Here is an 18,879-nt window from a genome sequence, read left to right on the forward strand (position 1 = left end):
TTACAACACCTTAATTTTTAGGTTCTTATTAAAATGAAAAAGATTATATTATTAGGATATATGGGTTGCGGAAAGTCAACAATTGCCCAAAACTTGTCAAAAATTACAAATATTCCATTTTTAGATTTAGATAAATGCATTGAAAATAAAGCAAATTTATCTATAAATGAGATTTTCGAGCAGTTTGGAGAGATCCATTTTAGAAAATTAGAACACGAAATGTTTGTAGAATTACTTCAGTCTTCAGAAAATAGTATCATAGGTTTAGGTGGAGGGACACCTTGTTATGCCAATAATCATGAATTATTAAAAAGAGACGATGTTACTTCGATTTATTTAAAGGCATCAATAGATACTTTATATAATAGATTAATTCATAACAAAAGCAAACGCCCGTTAATCGCTAATATGAATGAAGAGGAGATGAGAGAATTTATCGCAAAGCATTTGTTCGACAGAAGCTATTATTACAACCATGCGCAACATAAAGTTTCGGTTGATGATAAAGCTGTCGAAGAAACAGTTCAGGATATTCTTGAAATTTTAGCTTAAAAAAGCATAATCGTCGCCATTGTCATCAAAAACAACCTGAACATGCTCTAGTAAAGATGTCGATAAGGAAATTCCTTTAAAATCGGCCTTTACAGGGTATTTTTTATGATTTCGGTCTACAAGCACTGCTGTTTTGAATTTCTTTAACGGAACGTCTAAGAAATGACGAACAGCATAGATTAATGTAGTGCCCGAGTTCAGGACGTCGTCTACAAGTACCAATCCTTTGTTTGCGTATTCTTCTTTCGTTAAAGAAGTTTGGATAGGCAATTGCGGATTTTGTTTGTCGACTTTAACCTCGCAAAGAGAAACCTTAAGTGTCGAAATCGTGCTTAAGGCCAAAGCAATTTTTTGAGCAAAAATAGATCCGTTAGAAGCGATTCCTGCAATCACAACTTCTTCCTCGTCAACAAAAGTTTCGTATATCTGATAAGCGATACGTTTTATTTTATGTTCGATTTCCTGATTGGTTAAGATGATGTTTTTGCTCATGATTTATTTTTTTGCTAATATAACTAAATAAAAGTCCAATATAAAAAATCCAAATTCCAAATTTGAAAAGGAAATGTCAATAGTGAAAAATCTAAATTTCAAATTATAAACTCCAATGTTAGATTTTAATTCTCTGAAATTTAAAAAGATGTTGAGGTTTTATTATTTGTTGATTTTAGAATTTGGAATTTGGGTTTTGAGAATTGAAATTTATTCCGTTTCTTCTTCCTCAATAATATCATTTCCGTATTCGTCGATATCTCTTCTGTCTTTTTTTGTTGGTCTTCCGGTTCCGGTTTTTCTGTAATGCTCTTTAGATAGTTTTAATAGCTCTAAATGCGCATAAGCTTCGGCCGGCGTTTCATTTTTTCGGTATATATCTACCAATTTTGCACCAACACGGCTTTCAGGGATGTCAAGAACCGTTATAATTTGTGTAATCTGATCTTTTCTAAAAGTGATTTTATCAGTTGGAAAGACTTCTTTCGAAGGTTTGGCAACCTGCCCATTTACTGTAATATGGTTTTTTTTGCAAGCTTCAGTAACCATATTTCTGGTTTTGTAATAACGTACGCACCATAAGTATTTATCTATTCGCATAATTTTTCTAAATTCAAAGTTAAATTCTTTACAAAAATAAATCAATATTGTATCTTGCGCACCTAAAAAATTAACAATAATGAATAAATTTAAATATTATTTTATTTTATTACTTGCAGGTATAGCTATTGTGTCTTGTAATAAAAGTGATGATGACGATGCTGTGACTGTGCCGCTAAGGGACTATAAAGAACAATACAAAGCAGATAATGATTCTATTGTTAAGTATTTAAAGAGTAATTATATGACCGTTATACATGCTCCTGGAACTCCGCAGGATCTGGATGTCGTGATAAAAAAAATAGTTCCTGGTGATGGAAATGTTTCAATTTGGGATCAAACGGAATATCCTTTGAAGACCAGACCTGTTTATAGTAATGATGTTAATTACGAAGTTTATTTTTTAAGTTTAAGAGAAGGAACAGGAAGCAAGCCAATGAATACGGATAAAATCGTTGCTTCTTATTCAGGTAATTTATTAAACGGAACTGTGTTTGATAGCTCTTACGGAAGCGCAGGGACTTTTAACTTATTTGCATATTCGCCTGAAGGTAGTGTAATTGAGGGTTGGTCTGAGATTTTTCCTCAATTTAGAACAGGTACTTCTACAACGAATGCAGAAACTGGTGTAATTACTTACGATAATTATGGTGCGGGAGTTATGTTTATACCTTCGGGTTTAGCCTATTATGCGTCAGGAAAAGGAACTATTCCGGCTTATACATCTATAGTATTTAGTTTTAAGTTGTTTGATCTGCAAAGAATGGATAATGAATATACTATTTCTTCATCGACAGGCGGAATTGTTATTTTAGGAGATGGTGTTCCTGATTATCTAGAAGACGTAAACGGTGATGGTTACGTTTATGATTTTAGAAATACAACTAAATATCCGAAACCACCGAAAGAATTGATTGATGATACTGATGGAGATGGAGTAGCTGACTTTGTAGATTTTGATGATGATGGTGATGGTTTTACTACAAGATTTGAACTTACGAAACCAACAAATGAAATTGGTTTTGGAACATTAAATGGACAGCCTTTTAATTATGGAGCAAGATTGTATTATCCATGGGATCCAACTGCAGATAACCCGAATACTCCAAATGTAAATGAATTTGAGCCTAGAGGAATTCCTAGAAAACCAACAGGTGTAAATGGAACTTTTACAGAAGAGGATTATACAGCTCAAGGAAGATTAAGAATTCATCTTGATAAAACATATCCAATTAAAAAGAACTAACTTTTTGATTTAATAATAATTAAAACCCCGAAAGTAATTTCGGGGTTTTTTTGTGGTCGGAAAAAGCTCATGTGTTAAATCTGTGTAAATTTTAGAAATTAATTTATCGGTTTACGCTTTCCCGTAATGAATATCTAAATCAAAATGGTAGGTTTGTAGGAATAATGATCGAATCTTGAAAAAAAAGCAACAAGAGTTTAGTAGGACTTTTGTTGAAATTAAGGATCAGTCAAGGAGGCTGCTAATAGAAAGAAGCTATAAATCTAAGTAGATTGAGTAGTGGTTTTTATTTAACTTATAAGGATGTGCTTGGGGGGTATCATCCATTATTCGTTCAGCCTCTGAAGTTATAGAGGTTCAGATTTATCTGGTGTCGAATTTGGTTCATTCAGGTTCGAATCCGATAGCTGTTTTTCTTCTGATCTTTATATTGTACTGATGTTTCTTGTTGGTACAAACTAAAAACCCCGAAAGTGATTTCGGGGTTTTTGATATAAAGTAAGAAAATTAAATGTTATTTTCTTTTGATAACTCTTTCTACAGCTTCAACAATCGCCTGATTGTTTAATTTGTATTTTTCCATTAATTGCTCTGGAGTTCCAGATTCACCAAAACTATCGTTTACAGCTACAAATTCTTGCGGAGTTGGGTTGTTTAGGGCTAATACTCCAGAAACACTTTCTCCAAGACCTCCAAGGTAGTTGTGCTCTTCGGCAGTAACTATACATCTCGTTTTAGCAACCGATTTAAGAATCGCTTCTTCGTCAAGAGGTTTAATTGTGTGAATGTTGATTACTTCAGCAGAAATTCCTTTTGCTTCTAATGCTTCAGCAGCAATAAGAGCTTCCCAAACTAAGTGTCCTGTTGCTACGATTGTAACATCAGTTCCTTCGTTTAATAAAATTGCTTTTCCAATTACGAATGGTTCGTCAGCAGGAGTAAAGTTAGGTACAACCGGACGACCGAAACGTAAATAAGCAGGACCATGATGATCAGCTAATGCAAGAGTTGCAGCTTTAGTTTGGTTGTAATCACAAGTGTTGATTACAGTCATTCCAGGCAACATTTTCATTAATCCGATATCCTCTAATATTTGGTGTGTTGCACCATCTTCACCAAGTGTTAAACCAGCGTGAGAAGCACAAATTTTTACATTTTTATCAGAGTAAGCAACAGATTGACGAATTTGATCGTAAACTCTTCCTGTAGAGAAGTTAGCGAAAGTTCCTGTAAAAGGAATTTTTCCTCCAATAGTTAAACCTGCAGCAATACCAATCATATTTGCTTCAGCAATTCCGATTTGGAAAAAACGCTCCGGGTGATTTTTCTTGAAATCATCAAATTTTAATGAACCAATTAAATCCGCACAAAGTGCTACAACATTTTCGTTTTTTTGACCTAATTCAGTCATTCCTGCTCCAAAACCAGAACGGGTATCTTTACTTCCTGTATTTTCGTATTTTTTCATTTTGTTTTTTTTGCTATACGCAATAGGCTGTAGGCAATAGGCGTAAGGCTTACTGCTTAAGGCTTAAAGCTAATTTTTAATAGTCTGCTAAAGTTGAGGTGTTTTGAGCTAAAGCGTTTGCCAACTGATCGTTGCTTGGTGCTTTACCGTGCCATGCATGTGTATGCATCATAAAGTCAACTCCGTTACCCATTTCAGTATGTAATAAGATACAAACTGGTTTTCCTTTTCCTGTTCTTGATTTAGCATCATTTAAACCTGCAAGTATAGCATCGATATTGTTTCCTTCTTTAATTTCAAGAACGTCCCAGTCAAAAGCTTCAAATTTAGCACGAATACTTCCCATTGGTAAAACTTCGTCAGTAGTACCATCGATTTGTTTTCCGTTAAGGTCAATAGTCGAGATAATGTTATCTACTTTTTTAGCAGAAGCATACATGATCGCTTCCCAGTTTTGACCTTCTTGTAATTCACCATCTCCGTGTAAACTGTAAATGATGTGATTATCACCATTTAATTTTTTTGCCTGAGCAGCACCAAGAGCTACAGATAAACCTTGTCCTAATGAACCAGAAGCAATACGAACTCCAGGTAATCCTTCGTGAGTTGTTGGATGTCCTTGTAAACGGGAGTTTAATAGTCTGAAAGTTGCAAGTTCTGAAACAGGGAAATAACCACTACGTGCTAATACGCTATAAAATACAGGAGAAATATGCCCGTTTGAAAGGAAGAAAAGATCTTCTCCAATTCCGTCCATATCAAAACCTTCTTTACGCTCCATAATATTTTGGTATAAAGTAACCAAAAATTCAGTACAACCTAGTGAACCACCTGGGTGGCCTGAGTTGACAGCATGTACCATTCGAAGGATATCTCTTCTTACTTGGATAGTTAAATCGCTTAATTGTTGTGTGTTAGGCTTCATTTTATTTGTAAAAGTTAAACTGATGCAAAAGTAATCGTTATTTTGCGGGCTGACAAATGATTTTTAGCTTTAGTTTGGTGTAATTGTTAAATTTTGAAGCTTTTTTTTACTGAATTTGAAAAAAAAGGAATCTTGTTTAGTGAAACAGGTTTTCGACTATAGATAACAATCCCGATAAAATGATTGAATTGATTTGAAGAATCTTTGAAAATGGATTTTATTGATGATAAAAAGAGGGGTTAGTCTAAAAAAATGCCACAGATTAAAAGATTGAGTGATTTAAAATCATTACAAGTCTTATAATCTATGGCAAAAAATCAATTTATAAAAAAAGGGGGTAAAAAGGGTTTATTCAGTATCGCCTTCGCTATAAAAATTGTTTTCTTCGTCTTCAGAACCAATTTCTTCCTGTTCGTCGTCAAGTTCTGAACCTGGAATGTCTAAATCGTTTCCGAGTTTATCGCTATTTTGTTTCCATTCGTTATTGTTGTTGTCTGGATTTATAGTTCTTTCGCCGGAAATTCCTTCCGGATCTATGTCTTCTAGTTTTTCTTCCTGATTGTAAATGTCTTCGTTGGAAGGATAATCTAAGTTCTCCAGATTTTTCTCGATTTGATCATCTTTAATTTGATCTAAATCTACAGGATTTTTTTCTTCTGAATTTATCATGATCTCTGATTTTAAGTGTTTTATAAAGTTACGAAATCAATTGTTTCAAAATGTTATATTTTTAGAATCAGGATATTGCAGTATTCACATCAATTTTAAATACAAAATCTCTAATCTCAAATTCCAAATTCCAAATTGGAATTAAAGGAGATTGATTTTGTATCTCGATAATTATCTCATTTTCTAATGGACAAATTATTTAATTATTTAAACCTCTGAATATCTCGCCAGGTAATCATTTGAATATTGTTTTCTTTTAGTTTTGATTGGCATTCTTCGCTGGTGAAAAAGTCAAAATCGATTTGGCGCCAGGCTGAACCAAAATTAGGATGATTGATCGTGATGCCTTGCATTTCGCGATCATCAAAAGCAGGATGAAGTAAAAAGACATTGAAACCTGGTTGAACATTGTCTAAAGCTTTTGCATAAGAAGATCTTAGTTCTCCTTTTTCGAAATCAGAAAAATAGCCAATTAAAAGATTGTCGGCTAAAAGTGTGTTTTCGAAATTGTATTTTTCGTCTGATAAACTAATCGATTGTACAAAATCTTTATTGATGAAAACTGGTAAATTGTAGGTTCTATCTAATTCTTTGTAGATTTCTAAAATTTCAGGAGTTACGCCAACGCTGCACATGTGCGAATCGAGATGGGTGGGCTGGATGCCAAATTGTAATGCTTTTTCGATTTGGGCGGTGAGTTCTTTTTTTATTTCAGATGGTTTTGCGTGTTCTTTAAAATCTTTTCTGGTTTTATAAAAATATCCGTTTTGATCTGTTAAACTTGAAACTTCGGAAATGGGAAGAACCGGACCAAATTTATAATTTTCCCATTCGCAAGTTAGGGTTAAGTGAATTCCGCAATCGTAATTGAGATTGTTTTTGGCAAAGGTTGCCATTTCATAAAACCACGGACAAGGTACCATTATACTATAAGAGTTTACAAATCCGTTTTGAAGGGTTTGAATGGTGGCTTGATTTTCGGAATGTGATAATCCGGCATCGTCGGCATGAATGATTAGTAGTTTTGCATTTTCAGGATATCCAAGTTTTTGAGCTAAGTTCATTTTATTTTGTTTGTGTTGTTGGCACGCGGGCTTCGACTCCGCTCAGCCTGACAGTAAGGTTTATTCAAATTTAAAAATTTCTTTTGGAACTCTCACGTCTTTTTGCGTTAGGGATAGAAGCGGATGGCCCACAGCCTGACGAAGGAAGTGCGAGGACTTGCAGCGGATAGCGCGACCGAAGGGAACGCCCAAAATATTTAAATTCCAATTTTTTGAAATTGCTTTGCCTGTTCGCTAGCGCTGGAGTCCAAACTCCAAACTGGTGGTTGGGATAATCATTATCTAATTTTCTAATTGACAAATTTTCTAATTAATTAAATTTCCCTGAAATTAGACTATCTTTGCCGACTGAAAAAAGAAACAGATGAAGTTTGATTTATTGAAAAAAGATCCGCAATCTAAAGCGAGAGCGGGAAGTATTACTACAGATCATGGCGTAATCGAAACGCCTATTTTTATGCCTGTTGGGACGGTTGCATCTGTAAAAGGGGTACACCAACGTGAGCTTAAAGATGATATTAATCCGGATATTATTCTGGGAAATACCTACCATTTATATTTACGTCCGCAGACTGAAATTCTTGAAAAAGCAGGTGGATTGCATAAATTCATGAATTGGGATCGTAATATTTTGACAGATTCTGGTGGTTATCAGGTATATTCTCTTTCGAATAACAGAAAAATTAAGGAAGAAGGAGTAAAGTTTAAATCGCATATTGATGGTTCGTATCACTTTTTTTCACCAGAAAGTGTGATGGAAATTCAGCGTACGATTGGGGCTGATATTATCATGGCTTTTGATGAATGTACGCCTTATCCTTGTGATTACAGATATGCGCAACGCTCGATGCACATGACGCACCGTTGGTTAGATCGTTGTATCAACCATTTGGATAAAGTGCCTTATAAATATGGGTATGAGCAAACTTTTTTCCCGATTGTTCAGGGAAGTACTTATAAAGATTTACGTCAGCAATCAGCTGAATATATTGCAAATGCAGGACAACAGGGTAATGCTATTGGTGGATTATCAGTAGGGGAACCTGCGGAGGAAATGTATGCGATGACTGAAGTGGTTTGCGAAATTTTGCCGGAAGATAAACCTCGTTATCTAATGGGTGTTGGAACTCCGATTAATATTTTGGAAAATATTGCGTTAGGTATTGATATGTTTGATTGTGTTATGCCAACTCGTAATGCAAGAAACGGAATGTTGTTTACAGCAAACGGAACGATCAATATTAAAAACAAAAAGTGGGAAGCTGATTTTTCGCCAATCGACGAAATGGGGCATACTTTTGTTGATACTGAATATACGAAGGCATATTTACGCCACTTATTTGCGGCTAATGAATATTTAGGTAAACAAATTGCAACGATTCATAATCTTGGTTTTTATATGTGGTTGGTTCGTGAAGCCAGAAAACATATCTTAGCAGGAGATTTTAGACCATGGAAAGAAATGATGGTTAAAAACATGAGTCAAAGACTTTAAAATATGTTGATTTGTTTAATCGTTTATTCGGTTAAACGATTAAACAAATAATCGATTAAACTTTACTATGTTAACAATAATTGATAAGTATATTTTAAAAAGATATTTAGCCACTTTCTCGGTGATGATCTTATTATTTATTCCGATTGGAATTGTAATTGACGTCTCTGAAAAGGTGAATAAAATGCTTGAAAACAAGATTCCTTTTACGGCAATCGCGGTCTATTATTATAATTTTACGATTTATTTTGCGAATTCTCTGTTTCCGATATTTTTGTTTTTATCGGTAATTTGGTTTACCTCAAAATTGGCAAATAATACTGAGATTATTGCGATTTTAAGTTCGGGGATTTCGTTTACGCGTTTTTTACGACCTTATATTATTGGTGCTTCTATCGTTTCGGTTTTTGTGCTTTTAATGGGATTTTTTATTGTTCCGGCAGCCAGTGAAGGTTTTAATAATTTTAGGTATACTTACTTAAAAGGAAACGGAAAACAGCTGATGCGTGGGGAAAATACAAACGTGTACAGACAGCTTAACGACAATGATTTTATTTTTGTAAATAGCTTTAACGAAGAGTCTAAAACGGCTTTTAATTTTACGCTGGAGCATTTTGAAAAAGATCAGTTAACGTATAAAATTACTGCAAGTCGTATTAAATGGGATCCTAAAAAGAAGGTCTATATTTTGTACGATTATACAAAAAGAACACTTGGAGAACTGAACGATAAAATAGAAAAAGTACCTGAAAAGAATGTGGCTTTTAAGTTTGAACTGGCGGATTTAACTCCGGTAGTTTATATTGCTGAGACGCTTCCGTTAGGGAAATTAATTGATTTTATCGAAAAGGAACGCAAAAGAGGTTCAGGAAATATCAATACTTATTTAGTAGTACTTTATAAAAAATACAGTGTACCGGTTTCTGCTTTTATCCTGACAATTATTGCCGTAGCGGTTTCGTCTATGAAACGTCGTGGTGGTATGGGAACCAATCTTGCTATTGGTATTGCAATCGCCTTTTCGTTTGTGTTTTTTGATAAAATATTTGGTACACTAGCCGAAAAATCTACTTTCTCACCTTTATTTGCTGTCTGGTTCCCGAATATTGTTTTCGGAATTCTGGCGGTATACTTATTACGTAATGCGAAACGATAATTTAAAAAGTTATTTAAATCTTCATTTAATTGTTTTTATCTGGGGTTTTACGGCTGTTCTTGGTGCTTTGATTACTATAGATGCTGAAAACTTAGTATGGTTTAGAATGCTTCTTGCGGGAATTTTTCTGGCTGGTTTTATAGTTTATAAGAAACAATCTTTTGTGATTTCGGCGACATCTTTTGCGAAGTTAATTTTTGTTGGATTGCTGATTGCAATGCATTGGATTTTCTTTTTCAGAGCGATTCATGTTTCAAATGTCTCCATAACATTATCGATATTTTCGTTAGGTGCTTTTTTTGCTTCTTTGCTGGAACCGCTTTTTTACGGAAGGAAAATTTTGTTTTACGAGGTTTTCTTTGGCTTAATTATTATTGCCGGTTTAGCATTGATTATGCAGGTAGAAGTAAAGTATCTTGAAGGAATGTATTACGCTCTTGCCTCTATCATTTTAGGGGTTTTATTTACGCTGATGAATGGTAAGCTGATTTCTGATCACGAACCTTCGGTAATTACTTTTTATGAGTTTGGAGCGGGCGTTTTCTTTATTTCTGTTTATTTTTTGATACAAGGAAAATTCGATGCTGATTTTTTTACGATGTCATTAAATAACTGGATTTTGCTATTGGTTTTAGCATCGGTTTGTACAGCTTATGCGTTTACGGCATCTGTAAAAGTTATGCAGAAATTATCGCCTTATACCGTAATGTTAACGACTAATTTAGAGCCCGTTTACGGAATTATTTTGGCCTATTTTATCTTGGGCGGAAAGGAAAAAATGAGTACAGAATTTTATATAGGCGCCTTGATAATTGTGATTACAGTTATCTTAAATGGTGTTTTTAAACATTATAAAAATAAGAAAGAAGTGTAATAATTTCCTTATTTTTAAATTACATTTTTATATTTTAAATACGATTTAATCACATCAATGATATAATATTTTTATATTTGCGGTTCGATTTACAAACAAAATTCAAAAATCCATGGAATATTTAGATTTTGAGCTTCCAATAAAAGAACTTGAAGAACAGTTAGAAAAGTGTGTTATAATTGGAAAAGAATCTGATGTTGATGTAACCTCTACCTGTAAGGAAATCAACAAAAAATTAGAACAAACTAAGAAAGACATATACAAAAACCTTACGGCTTGGCAACGAGTTCAGCTATCAAGGCATCCAAACAGACCTTACACTTTAGATTATATCAGAGCAATTTGCGGAGATACATTTTTAGAACTTCACGGAGACAGAAATTTTAAAGATGATAAAGCTATGGTGGGCGGACTTGGAAAAATAAACGGTCAGTCGTTTATGATTGTGGGTCAGCAAAAAGGTTTTAATACAAAAACACGTCAGTACCGTAATTTTGGTATGGCAAATCCTGAAGGTTATCGTAAAGCTTTGCGTTTGATGAAAATGGCAGAGAAATTCGGAATTCCGGTTTTAACTTTGGTAGATACTCCGGGTGCATATCCGGGACTTGAGGCTGAAGAAAGAGGACAAGGTGAAGCTATTGCTCGAAATATTTTCGAAATGGTTCGTTTGCAAGTGCCAATTATCACGATTATCGTTGGTGAAGGTGCTTCTGGAGGAGCTTTAGGAATAGGTGTTGGTGATAAAGTATATATGTTAGAAAACACATGGTACTCGGTAATTTCGCCAGAATCTTGTTCGTCTATTTTATGGAAAAGCTGGGAGTACAAAGAACGTGCTGCAGATGCTTTAAAATTGACTTCATCTGACATGAAAAAACAAAAATTAGTGGATGATGTAATACCAGAACCGTTAGGTGGAGCACATTACGATCGCGAAACTACTTTTAAAACAGTAGCGGAATACATCACCAAAGGATATAATGAATTGAAAGACTTATCAACAGCCGACTTAATTGCCCAAAGAATGGACAAATACAGTAATATGGGCGAGTATAAAGAGTAAATTCATGTAAAACGATTGAAAATCCGAAGCCTTACAGTTTCGGATTTTTTTTTGGTTATGAACAAATTCATCTTATTTATAAACAATTAATAGTTATAACTCGATAGCGATCTTTTTTTAAATTTCGCTACTTTCGCCATATGGAAAATTTCAAAAATGCAAATCCTGCAAAGGTAAATAAACCCTCAGTTATTAGTTTAGAAAAAGGGAAACTTCCTCCACAAGTTCTTGATTTAGAAGAAGCTGTGTTGGGGGCGATGATGATTGATAAAAAAGGAGTTGATGATGTAATTGATATTTTGCAAGGAGATGCTTTCTACAAAGAGGCACATAAATATATTTTTGAAGCAATTGTTGAGCTTTTTACAGAAACGCAGCCAATTGACTTGTTGACGGTTTCGACTCAGTTAAAGAAAAATGGAAAATTAGAATTAGCAGGAGGAGATTTTTATTTAATTCAGCTTACGCAAAAAATAGCCTCTTCGGCGCATATCGAATTTCACTCGCGTATCATTCTTCAAAAGTTTATTCAAAGAAGTTTGATTCGTATTTCGACTGAAATTATCGAAGCGTCTTATGATGAAACTGCCGATGTATTTGATTTGCTTGATCAGGCCGAGTCAAAACTATATGAAGTAACACAAGGAAATATTAAGCGTAGTTCTGAAACAGCTCAGAGTTTAGTACTTCAGGCAAAAAAGAAGATTGAGGAAATTGCCAAACAAGAAGGTTTAAGTGGTGTTGAAACTGGTTTTCACAATCTGGATAAACTTACTTCAGGATGGCAACCCAGTGATTTAATTATTATCGCGGCAAGACCTGCGATGGGAAAAACCGCGTTCGTACTTTCGATGGCAAGAAATATTGCCATTCAGTACGGACACGGAGTAGCATTGTTCTCTCTGGAGATGGCGTCGGTTCAGTTGATTACGAGGTTAATTTCGTCTGAAACCGGATTGTCATCAGAGAAATTACGTACGGGTAAACTAGAACCTCATGAATGGGAAATGCTGAGTACCAAAGTAAAAAACTTAGAAAAAGCACCTTTGTTTATTGATGATACGCCGTCACTTTCTATTTTCGATTTAAGAGCAAAATGCCGTCGTTTGGTTTCACAACACGGTATTAAGATTATAATCATCGATTATTTGCAGTTGATGACTGCCGGAGGAAATAGTAAAGGAGGAGGAAATCGTGAGCAGGAGATTTCGACAATTTCCCGAAACTTAAAAGCCCTGGCAAAAGAGCTAAATGTACCGGTAATTGCACTATCTCAGTTATCGCGTGCGGTAGAAACCCGTGGATCAAGTAAACGTCCGTTGCTATCGGATCTTCGTGAATCTGGGGCGATTGAGCAGGATGCTGATATTGTTTCGTTTTTATACCGACCAGAATATTATAAAATTGAAGAATGGGATGATGATGAAGCGTCGCCAACTACAGGTCAGGCCGAAATCATGATTGCGAAACACCGTAATGGTGGTATCGAAAACATTCGATTGAAATTTATCGGACATCTTGGTAAGTTTGATAACCTTGATGATTTCTCAGGTGGTTATGATGATTTACCATCAAAAATGAATCATGACGATAATCCGTTTGTCACTAAGAATTTGCCATCGCCTAATGAAGCGTTTGGAAGTAACTTAAATGACGACGATGACGATAGTGATGTTCCGTTTTAATACTATACTTAAGCCTCTTTATGGGGCTTTTTTTATGCTTAAATGTTAACTTTTTTGATAAAATTGAGTAGTTTAGCTAAACAATTGATTCCAACAATTGTCTATTAATTAATAACCAAAAACAAAATTTATTATGTCTAAAGAAGAAAATTTCGAAAAATTAGGTAGTGTAGAAGTAAGCTTGTCCGTTGCTGAAACCTGGACAGCAAACTATCGCAAAGCAAGTGCTGAACAAGATGAGTTAGGAAAGAAAACAGGTGCTTATCTTATTCCGTTAGCAACTTTAAAATCAGTATTGGCGAATCCAATCGATGCTGTTCGTGCTTATAAAGCTATTAATGCTGCCGGCGAGCAGGTTTTAGTTTTTGTGGGAACAAAACTAGATGAAAAAGGAATTTATAGAGATGTATTCTTCTCTGGAGAAGGAGCAGTTGAAAATGCAGAATCAGTTGTTTATGATGCAACTCGTCCATGTCCGCCTTATGGAGATCCGACTAGTCCGCTTGTGTAATGGATGACTTTTTAATATATTTTGGCTACTTACTTTTAGCAGTCACTGTAGGTTTATATTCCTTTAGCTTTTTCCGAAAGGAAAAAGCTAATGTTTTTTTATTGCTTTATTTGGGATTTTCATTCGTAGTACAATTTGGGATGGAGCTTCTCTATCATCTAAAAATGAACAATTTGTTGCTAATGAATTTGTTCTTTTTGGGCCAGATGGTCTTGTTGGGATTATTTTACAGATCTTTATACAAACAGGAAATTCAGAAAAAATTTGTTTTAATAACGTTAGGTTTAGCATTGGTAATTTTAATAGCCAGACTGGTTTATGATCCGGCTTTACAGTTTAAATTTAATTTATTTCAAATTACGGTCACTTCTTTATTAACGGTGGTTTTTGCGTTAATTCATTTTTACAACATGATTACAGAAAAAAAGGAATATTACTATCTTACCATAGGCGTTATCGGATACATGTTTGGAGGAACGGTTTTATTTTTAATAGGTAATCTGACAATCGGTCTGAGTGATGATATTAAATATCTTAGCTGGAGATTAAATGCTTTTTTATTTATTGTATATTACTTTTTTATTTTGTTTGAATGGATGAAGAGTTTTTCAAAAAAGAATGCTGAGATATGAGTGGGAATCTTGATTATGAGAAAGAAATAGTAGCTATTATTTTGTATACTTCCTGTTTTTTAATGGTTGTTGCGGTTTGTTTAGTGGTGTTTTTTTATTTTTCAAGAAAAAAAATCATTCAAAAAGAAATAGAAAAAAGAGAATTAGAAATTCATCTGCACAAACAACAACTTCATGCCATTATTGTAACACAAGAAGAGGAACGAAAACGAATTGCCCAGGATTTGCATGACGACATTAGTTCTAAACTTAATATTGTTTCATTGAATACTCATTTGCTTTCTGCTCCAAATTTAACCGAAGACGAGACAAAAGAGATTACAGATAATATTATTAATCTAACGGCAAAAGCTCTGGAGAATTCCAGAAAAATTGCTCATAATTTATTGCCTCCGGTTTTTGAGAAATTTGGATTGAATGCCGGTATCGAAGAATTGTGCGAAGAATTCGAAAGTAGCAAATCTGTAAAAGTAAAATATAAAAGCGAAATTGATTTTGATGAGAAAGAGATAGATCGGCATTTGCATGTTTTTAGGATTTTGCAGGAATTAATGAATAATTCTTTAAATCACGGAAAAGCAAGTGAAATCTGGATCAATTTTAAAAATCAAAACGGAATTAATATTTGCAATTATAAAGATAACGGAGTGGGGTTTGACAGCAAAAATGCTGAAAATCAAAAAGGATTGGGAATGAAAAATATTGATAGCAGAATTTCTTTTTTAAACGGAACTTTAGAAATTGACTCTGAGATTGGTAAAGGTATTGCAGTAATTTTCAGTTTTTAGGCAAAAAATGTTAAACAAACACGCTTTTTGCTTAATATGTTAGGATTCTGAGGCTGTTTTCGTTTGATATTTTGTAATTTCGACAAACCAAACGACCAAAATCAAATAAAATGAGTGCCGCTATTAAAATTGCTTTAGTAGATGACGAAGTTTTATTCCGGAAAGGAATATCTTTTTTATTGCAAAGAGAAGATAATATCGATATTATTTTTGAAGCATCAAATGGAGAAGAACTTCTGTCTAATTTAAATGACAGCCTAATCAAACCAGATATTATTATGATGGATTTGAAGATGCCTGTTCTTAATGGTGTCGAGGCCACAAAAATAATCCGAAAATTATTTCCCGAAATTAAGATAATTGCTCTAACGAGTTATGATACAAAATCATTTATTGCAAACATGATTCAGGTTGGAGCTGTTGCTTACTTAATAAAAAATACAACTCCAAAAGATTTAATTCACACCATTAATCAAGTTTCAAAAAAAGGGTTTTATTATAGTGAGAATGTTCTAAAAACAATTCAGGAAACTATTATATCCACAAAAAATTCAAAAGGAAATTTAGAAACCAGTTTTCTTTCTCCTCGCGAAATAGAAATTCTTCAGCTCATTTGCCTTCAAAAAACGACCACAGAAATTGCGGAGCATCTTTATTTAAGCCCAAGAACGGTTGAAGGACATCGTAATAATTTATTGCTAAAAACAGAGTCCAGAAATATTGCAGGATTAGTAGTGTATGCAATTCAAAACGAAATTGCAGTTTTAACACTTTAAAATTTAGCTTGTCAAAAATTGAATTGAAAGTACATAGTATAGTACGATCGTTACAACGAGAATGCACAAGGCTATTTTTTGCATTACATTTAATCCCTTTGGCTGGTTATTGCTATCATTAAACTTCATGGTTTTTGGTTTTCATTGATTAGTTTGATGATTCGGGATAGCAAATGTAATAATAATAAGTTTCCATGAAATAGGTGTTTCTACCTGATTTTGAGAAAAATACACTTATAATCTATTTCTGCTACATTCTTAATTAACATTTAAAAAAGTATAAAACAGGTTTGCTTGCTGTGTTTTTAAATGCTTACTTTATATCTTTACTAAAATAATTTTCTAATGAGTAAGAGTTTAGTTTATATTTTCTTATTGCTACTTTCATTATCAGCAAAAGCTTCGTTTATCTTAATTCCGATGGACGAAACCACACAACAGAATCATCTTAAAGCATACGGAATAACATATTGGTGTTTAAGTAAAGATTATAAGGCAAGTTGGTTGCTTAATTATCGTGGAGGTTCGTTTTTATTACCTGATGCTGACGAAATTCGTAAAGAATGCAAAATTCGTGGAGTAAGTTTCGAAGTGCTTTCAGATGCAGAAGAAGCTTCGATCTTAAACGACATCTCAAGTCCTTCACAAAATATGGAATCTGTTATTCTGGAAAAAGCGCCTAAAATTGCTGTTTATACTCCAAAAGGAAAACAACCTTGGGATGATGCAGTAACATTAGTGTTAACTTATGCCGAAATTCCTTTTACACCAATTTATGATGAAGAAGTTCTAAGTGATCAGTTACTACTTTATGATTGGCTGCATCTGCATCATGAGGATTTTACAGGACAATATGGTAAATTTTATGCCGCTTATAAAAATACACCTTGGTACATTGATCAAAAAAGAGATGCCGAAGCTTTGGCAGCAAAATTAGGTTATAGTAAAGTATCGCAGGAAAAAGGCGCGGTGGCAAAAAAAATCAGGGATTTTGTTATTGGCGGCGGTTTTATGTTTGCTATGTGTTCTGCAACAGATAGTTTTGATATCGCACTTTCTGCTGATGGTGTTGATATCTGCGAAGCCATGTTTGATGGAGACGCCAGTGAATCTAATTATCAATCAAAATTAAATTACGGAAACTCATTTGCCTTTAAAAATTTTACATTAGAAAGAAAACCAGAAGTATATGAGTTTTCAGATATTGATATGACCTCTAAGCGAAGAATTCCGATGGAAAAAGATTACTTTACTTTAATGGAATTTTCAGCGAAATGGGATCCAATTCCAAGTATGTTGTGCCAGAACCATACACAATTAGTAAAAGGTTTTATGGGACAAACCACATCATTTGATACCGCATTGATAAAATCGAATGTTTTAGTAATGGGAACTTGCGAACTTAATGGCGAATCGAGATACATTCATGGCGAAAAAGGAAAAGGAATGTTTACTTTTTTTGGAGGCCATGATCCGGAAGATTTTCAGCATCAGGTGGGAGATCCTCCTACAGTTTTAGATTTACACCCAAATTCTCCGGGATATCGTTTGATTTTAAATAATGTTTTATTTCCTGCGGCGAAAAAGAAAAAACTTAAAACGTAATTATTTCAAAGAAAATTCGAACCAAATAGGAATGTGATCAGATATTCTTCGCGCTTCTTTCAATGAATTAAAATTTTTGTGAAACGGAACTATGCCAGAATTCATAAATTCTATAGTACTTGTTTTGTAAAACATATTATCAAATTCTGAAGCCAGGCAAATATCATTTTTGCATTGCTGTTTTAGTGTTGTTTTTTGATTTTGTAAAATAGGAGCGTATCCCATTTTTTTTAAAGGATTAAATACAGTGTGGGATTGAGGGCAATTGAAATCACCCATAAATACTAAATTTAAATTTGGATATTCTGCCGGTAGAAATTTAAAGTATTTAATTTCAGTTTCTGGCTGTTTGCTTTTGGTAATGGCATGAAAATTAACCAGCGTAATGGTCTTTTTGTTTATTTCGAATGTCGCAAAATAAGGTTCTCTGTCAATTTCAAGATGATATTGTTTTTCTAACCAGGTATTTCCTTTTAATTTGATTTTACTTGTTTTCCAAAGAAAGGCGTAACGCTCTACTTTATGACTGCTGGTACTGCTTGTAGGATTGCTGATAGAGTAATCCCATTTTGCCCCTTTTTCGTTTAGCAACATAGTAAGTTTAGCAACGGCTTGTGCACCACCATAACCCGCAACAACTTCCTGAAGGGCTACGATATCATAATTTAAAATAGTATTGGCTATAAAATTGAGTTCAGATTCAGATTTAGATTTTCCAAAGTTTTCTAAATTCCAGGATAAAAGCTTCGTTTGAGAAAAGCTGAGAACGGTAAAAAATAAAAGAACAAGGCTTAAAATATATTTCATGCTATAAGTAAAAAATCAAATATAAGCATTTAAAATTTTTAGACACGCTGTTTTACTTTAGATGAAATTGGTTAGAATTGATTTTTCATCTTAAAGAATTATTATTTAAAGAAATATAAGTTATTCTTTTTTATATCTGTTTTTTAAAGCAGTTCCTATGATGATGATTTGCAAAACAAGAAGGGCAGGTATAAATATAATTTTCCAGTCTATTTCAAGCCATCCTGTTTTTTCAGAAACGAATGCAAAACTTAATGATAGAAAGAGACAAAGTAGCATGGTTTTCATTACGATTTTATTTTGAGTTGTATTAATTTTAGAAAGGAACATTTGCTGTAAACTCTTCCCTGAATTAATTTTACGTTTAGTTTTCATTAGGTGGTTAATAAATTCTACACAAACTTAAATCTATAAAAAATCATTTCCTTACGGGATTCCGTAAAAACCTTATAAAATTTACACTAAGCC

Annotated in this window: 20 protein-coding genes; 12 read left to right on the forward strand and 8 right to left on the reverse strand. The window is 33.7% G+C overall.

Translation table 11 applies throughout. The annotated features are described in order from the left end of the window. Nucleotides 1-33: 33 nt before the first annotated feature. Nucleotides 34-552, forward strand: a complete 519-nt coding sequence (locus tag FLACOL7796_RS12860) for a shikimate kinase (protein WP_173971174.1) — start codon at nucleotides 34-36, stop codon at nucleotides 550-552. Here the strand turns inward: FLACOL7796_RS12860 and FLACOL7796_RS12865 are convergent. Continuing rightward, on the reverse strand, nucleotides 544-1,044 hold the full coding sequence (locus tag FLACOL7796_RS12865; protein WP_173971175.1) for a phosphoribosyltransferase domain-containing protein: 501 nt from the start codon (nucleotides 1,042-1,044) through the stop codon (nucleotides 544-546). The genes FLACOL7796_RS12860 and FLACOL7796_RS12865 overlap by 9 nt on opposite strands. 210 nt (nucleotides 1,045-1,254) lie before the next feature. Continuing rightward, nucleotides 1,255-1,644 (reverse strand): RNA-binding S4 domain-containing protein, encoded by a 390-nt coding sequence (locus FLACOL7796_RS12870; RefSeq protein ID WP_173971176.1) that lies wholly within the window; start codon nucleotides 1,642-1,644, stop codon nucleotides 1,255-1,257. A 79-nt stretch (nucleotides 1,645-1,723) separates the two neighbouring features. Here FLACOL7796_RS12870 and FLACOL7796_RS12875 point away from each other — a divergent pair, with 79 nt between their 5' ends. Next, nucleotides 1,724-2,890: an FKBP-type peptidyl-prolyl cis-trans isomerase gene (locus FLACOL7796_RS12875; protein ID WP_173971177.1), complete on the forward strand. Its 1,167-nt coding sequence runs from the start codon at nucleotides 1,724-1,726 to the stop codon at nucleotides 2,888-2,890. A gap of 514 nt (nucleotides 2,891-3,404) precedes the next feature. Here the strand turns inward: FLACOL7796_RS12875 and FLACOL7796_RS12880 are convergent. The 4 genes from FLACOL7796_RS12880 to FLACOL7796_RS12895 form a co-directional block, all read right to left on the reverse strand. Continuing rightward, the gene (locus FLACOL7796_RS12880; RefSeq protein ID WP_173971178.1) at nucleotides 3,405-4,358 is read right to left on the reverse strand and encodes a transketolase family protein; all 954 of its coding nucleotides are present in this window, start codon (nucleotides 4,356-4,358) and stop codon (nucleotides 3,405-3,407) included. A 76-nt stretch (nucleotides 4,359-4,434) separates the two neighbouring features. Then, a complete protein-coding gene (locus FLACOL7796_RS12885) occupies nucleotides 4,435-5,283 on the reverse strand; it encodes a transketolase (RefSeq protein WP_173971179.1) in 849 nt (282 codons plus the stop codon). A gap of 348 nt (nucleotides 5,284-5,631) precedes the next feature. Continuing rightward, on the reverse strand, nucleotides 5,632-5,952 hold the full coding sequence (locus FLACOL7796_RS12890) for a hypothetical protein (protein ID WP_173971180.1): 321 nt from the start codon (nucleotides 5,950-5,952) through the stop codon (nucleotides 5,632-5,634). 203 nt (nucleotides 5,953-6,155) lie between these two features. Next, complete coding sequence (locus FLACOL7796_RS12895; RefSeq protein ID WP_173971181.1) at nucleotides 6,156-7,016, reverse strand: polysaccharide deacetylase family protein; 861 nt, start codon at nucleotides 7,014-7,016, stop codon at nucleotides 6,156-6,158. A gap of 364 nt (nucleotides 7,017-7,380) precedes the next feature. Between FLACOL7796_RS12895 and tgt the strand changes: the two genes are divergently transcribed. The 10 genes from tgt to FLACOL7796_RS12945 all read left to right on the forward strand — a co-directional run bounded on the left by tgt (nucleotide 7,381) and on the right by FLACOL7796_RS12945 (nucleotide 17,604). After that, on the forward strand, nucleotides 7,381-8,511 hold the full coding sequence (gene tgt / locus FLACOL7796_RS12900) for a tRNA guanosine(34) transglycosylase Tgt (RefSeq protein WP_173971182.1): 1,131 nt from the start codon (nucleotides 7,381-7,383) through the stop codon (nucleotides 8,509-8,511). Between the two features lie 67 nt (nucleotides 8,512-8,578). Further along, complete coding sequence (locus FLACOL7796_RS12905) at nucleotides 8,579-9,667, forward strand: LptF/LptG family permease (RefSeq protein ID WP_173971183.1); 1,089 nt, start codon at nucleotides 8,579-8,581, stop codon at nucleotides 9,665-9,667. After that, nucleotides 9,654-10,541 carry a DMT family transporter gene (locus tag FLACOL7796_RS12910; protein ID WP_173971184.1) on the forward strand — a complete coding sequence of 296 codons (888 nt, stop codon included), beginning with the start codon at nucleotides 9,654-9,656 and terminating at the stop codon, nucleotides 10,539-10,541. The genes FLACOL7796_RS12905 and FLACOL7796_RS12910 overlap by 14 nt, the downstream gene beginning before the upstream one ends. A gap of 112 nt (nucleotides 10,542-10,653) precedes the next feature. After that, a complete protein-coding gene (locus FLACOL7796_RS12915; protein WP_173971185.1) occupies nucleotides 10,654-11,607 on the forward strand; it encodes an acetyl-CoA carboxylase carboxyltransferase subunit alpha in 954 nt (317 codons plus the stop codon). Between the two features lie 140 nt (nucleotides 11,608-11,747). Next, nucleotides 11,748-13,292 carry a replicative DNA helicase gene (gene dnaB / locus FLACOL7796_RS12920; protein ID WP_173971186.1) on the forward strand — a complete coding sequence of 515 codons (1,545 nt, stop codon included), beginning with the start codon at nucleotides 11,748-11,750 and terminating at the stop codon, nucleotides 13,290-13,292. A gap of 133 nt (nucleotides 13,293-13,425) precedes the next feature. Then, on the forward strand, nucleotides 13,426-13,803 hold the full coding sequence (locus FLACOL7796_RS12925) for a hypothetical protein (protein ID WP_173971187.1): 378 nt from the start codon (nucleotides 13,426-13,428) through the stop codon (nucleotides 13,801-13,803). Between the two features lie 164 nt (nucleotides 13,804-13,967). Further along, the gene (locus tag FLACOL7796_RS12930) at nucleotides 13,968-14,435 is read left to right on the forward strand and encodes a hypothetical protein (RefSeq protein ID WP_232067370.1); all 468 of its coding nucleotides are present in this window, start codon (nucleotides 13,968-13,970) and stop codon (nucleotides 14,433-14,435) included. Beyond that, entirely contained in the window at nucleotides 14,432-15,223 is a 792-nt protein-coding gene (locus FLACOL7796_RS12935; RefSeq protein WP_173971189.1) for a sensor histidine kinase, read from the forward strand. The genes FLACOL7796_RS12930 and FLACOL7796_RS12935 overlap by 4 nt, the downstream gene beginning before the upstream one ends. A 110-nt stretch (nucleotides 15,224-15,333) precedes the next feature. Beyond that, complete coding sequence (locus FLACOL7796_RS12940) at nucleotides 15,334-15,999, forward strand: response regulator transcription factor (protein ID WP_173971190.1); 666 nt, start codon at nucleotides 15,334-15,336, stop codon at nucleotides 15,997-15,999. Between the two features lie 345 nt (nucleotides 16,000-16,344). Next, nucleotides 16,345-17,604, forward strand: coding sequence for an asparagine synthetase B (locus FLACOL7796_RS12945; protein ID WP_173971191.1), 1,260 nt, complete (start codon nucleotides 16,345-16,347; stop codon nucleotides 17,602-17,604). On the opposite strand, the gene FLACOL7796_RS12950 is transcribed toward FLACOL7796_RS12945, so the two are convergent. Then, nucleotides 17,605-18,411 carry an endonuclease/exonuclease/phosphatase family protein gene (locus FLACOL7796_RS12950; protein ID WP_173971192.1) on the reverse strand — a complete coding sequence of 269 codons (807 nt, stop codon included), beginning with the start codon at nucleotides 18,409-18,411 and terminating at the stop codon, nucleotides 17,605-17,607. Nucleotides 18,412-18,531: 120 nt separating this feature from the next. Then, nucleotides 18,532-18,786: a hypothetical protein gene (locus tag FLACOL7796_RS12955; protein ID WP_173971193.1), complete on the reverse strand. Its 255-nt coding sequence runs from the start codon at nucleotides 18,784-18,786 to the stop codon at nucleotides 18,532-18,534. Between the last annotated feature and the right edge of the window lie 93 nt (nucleotides 18,787-18,879).

Source organism: Flavobacterium bizetiae (genome assembly GCF_902804475.1).
Lineage (GTDB): Bacteria > Bacteroidota > Bacteroidia > Flavobacteriales > Flavobacteriaceae > Flavobacterium > Flavobacterium bizetiae.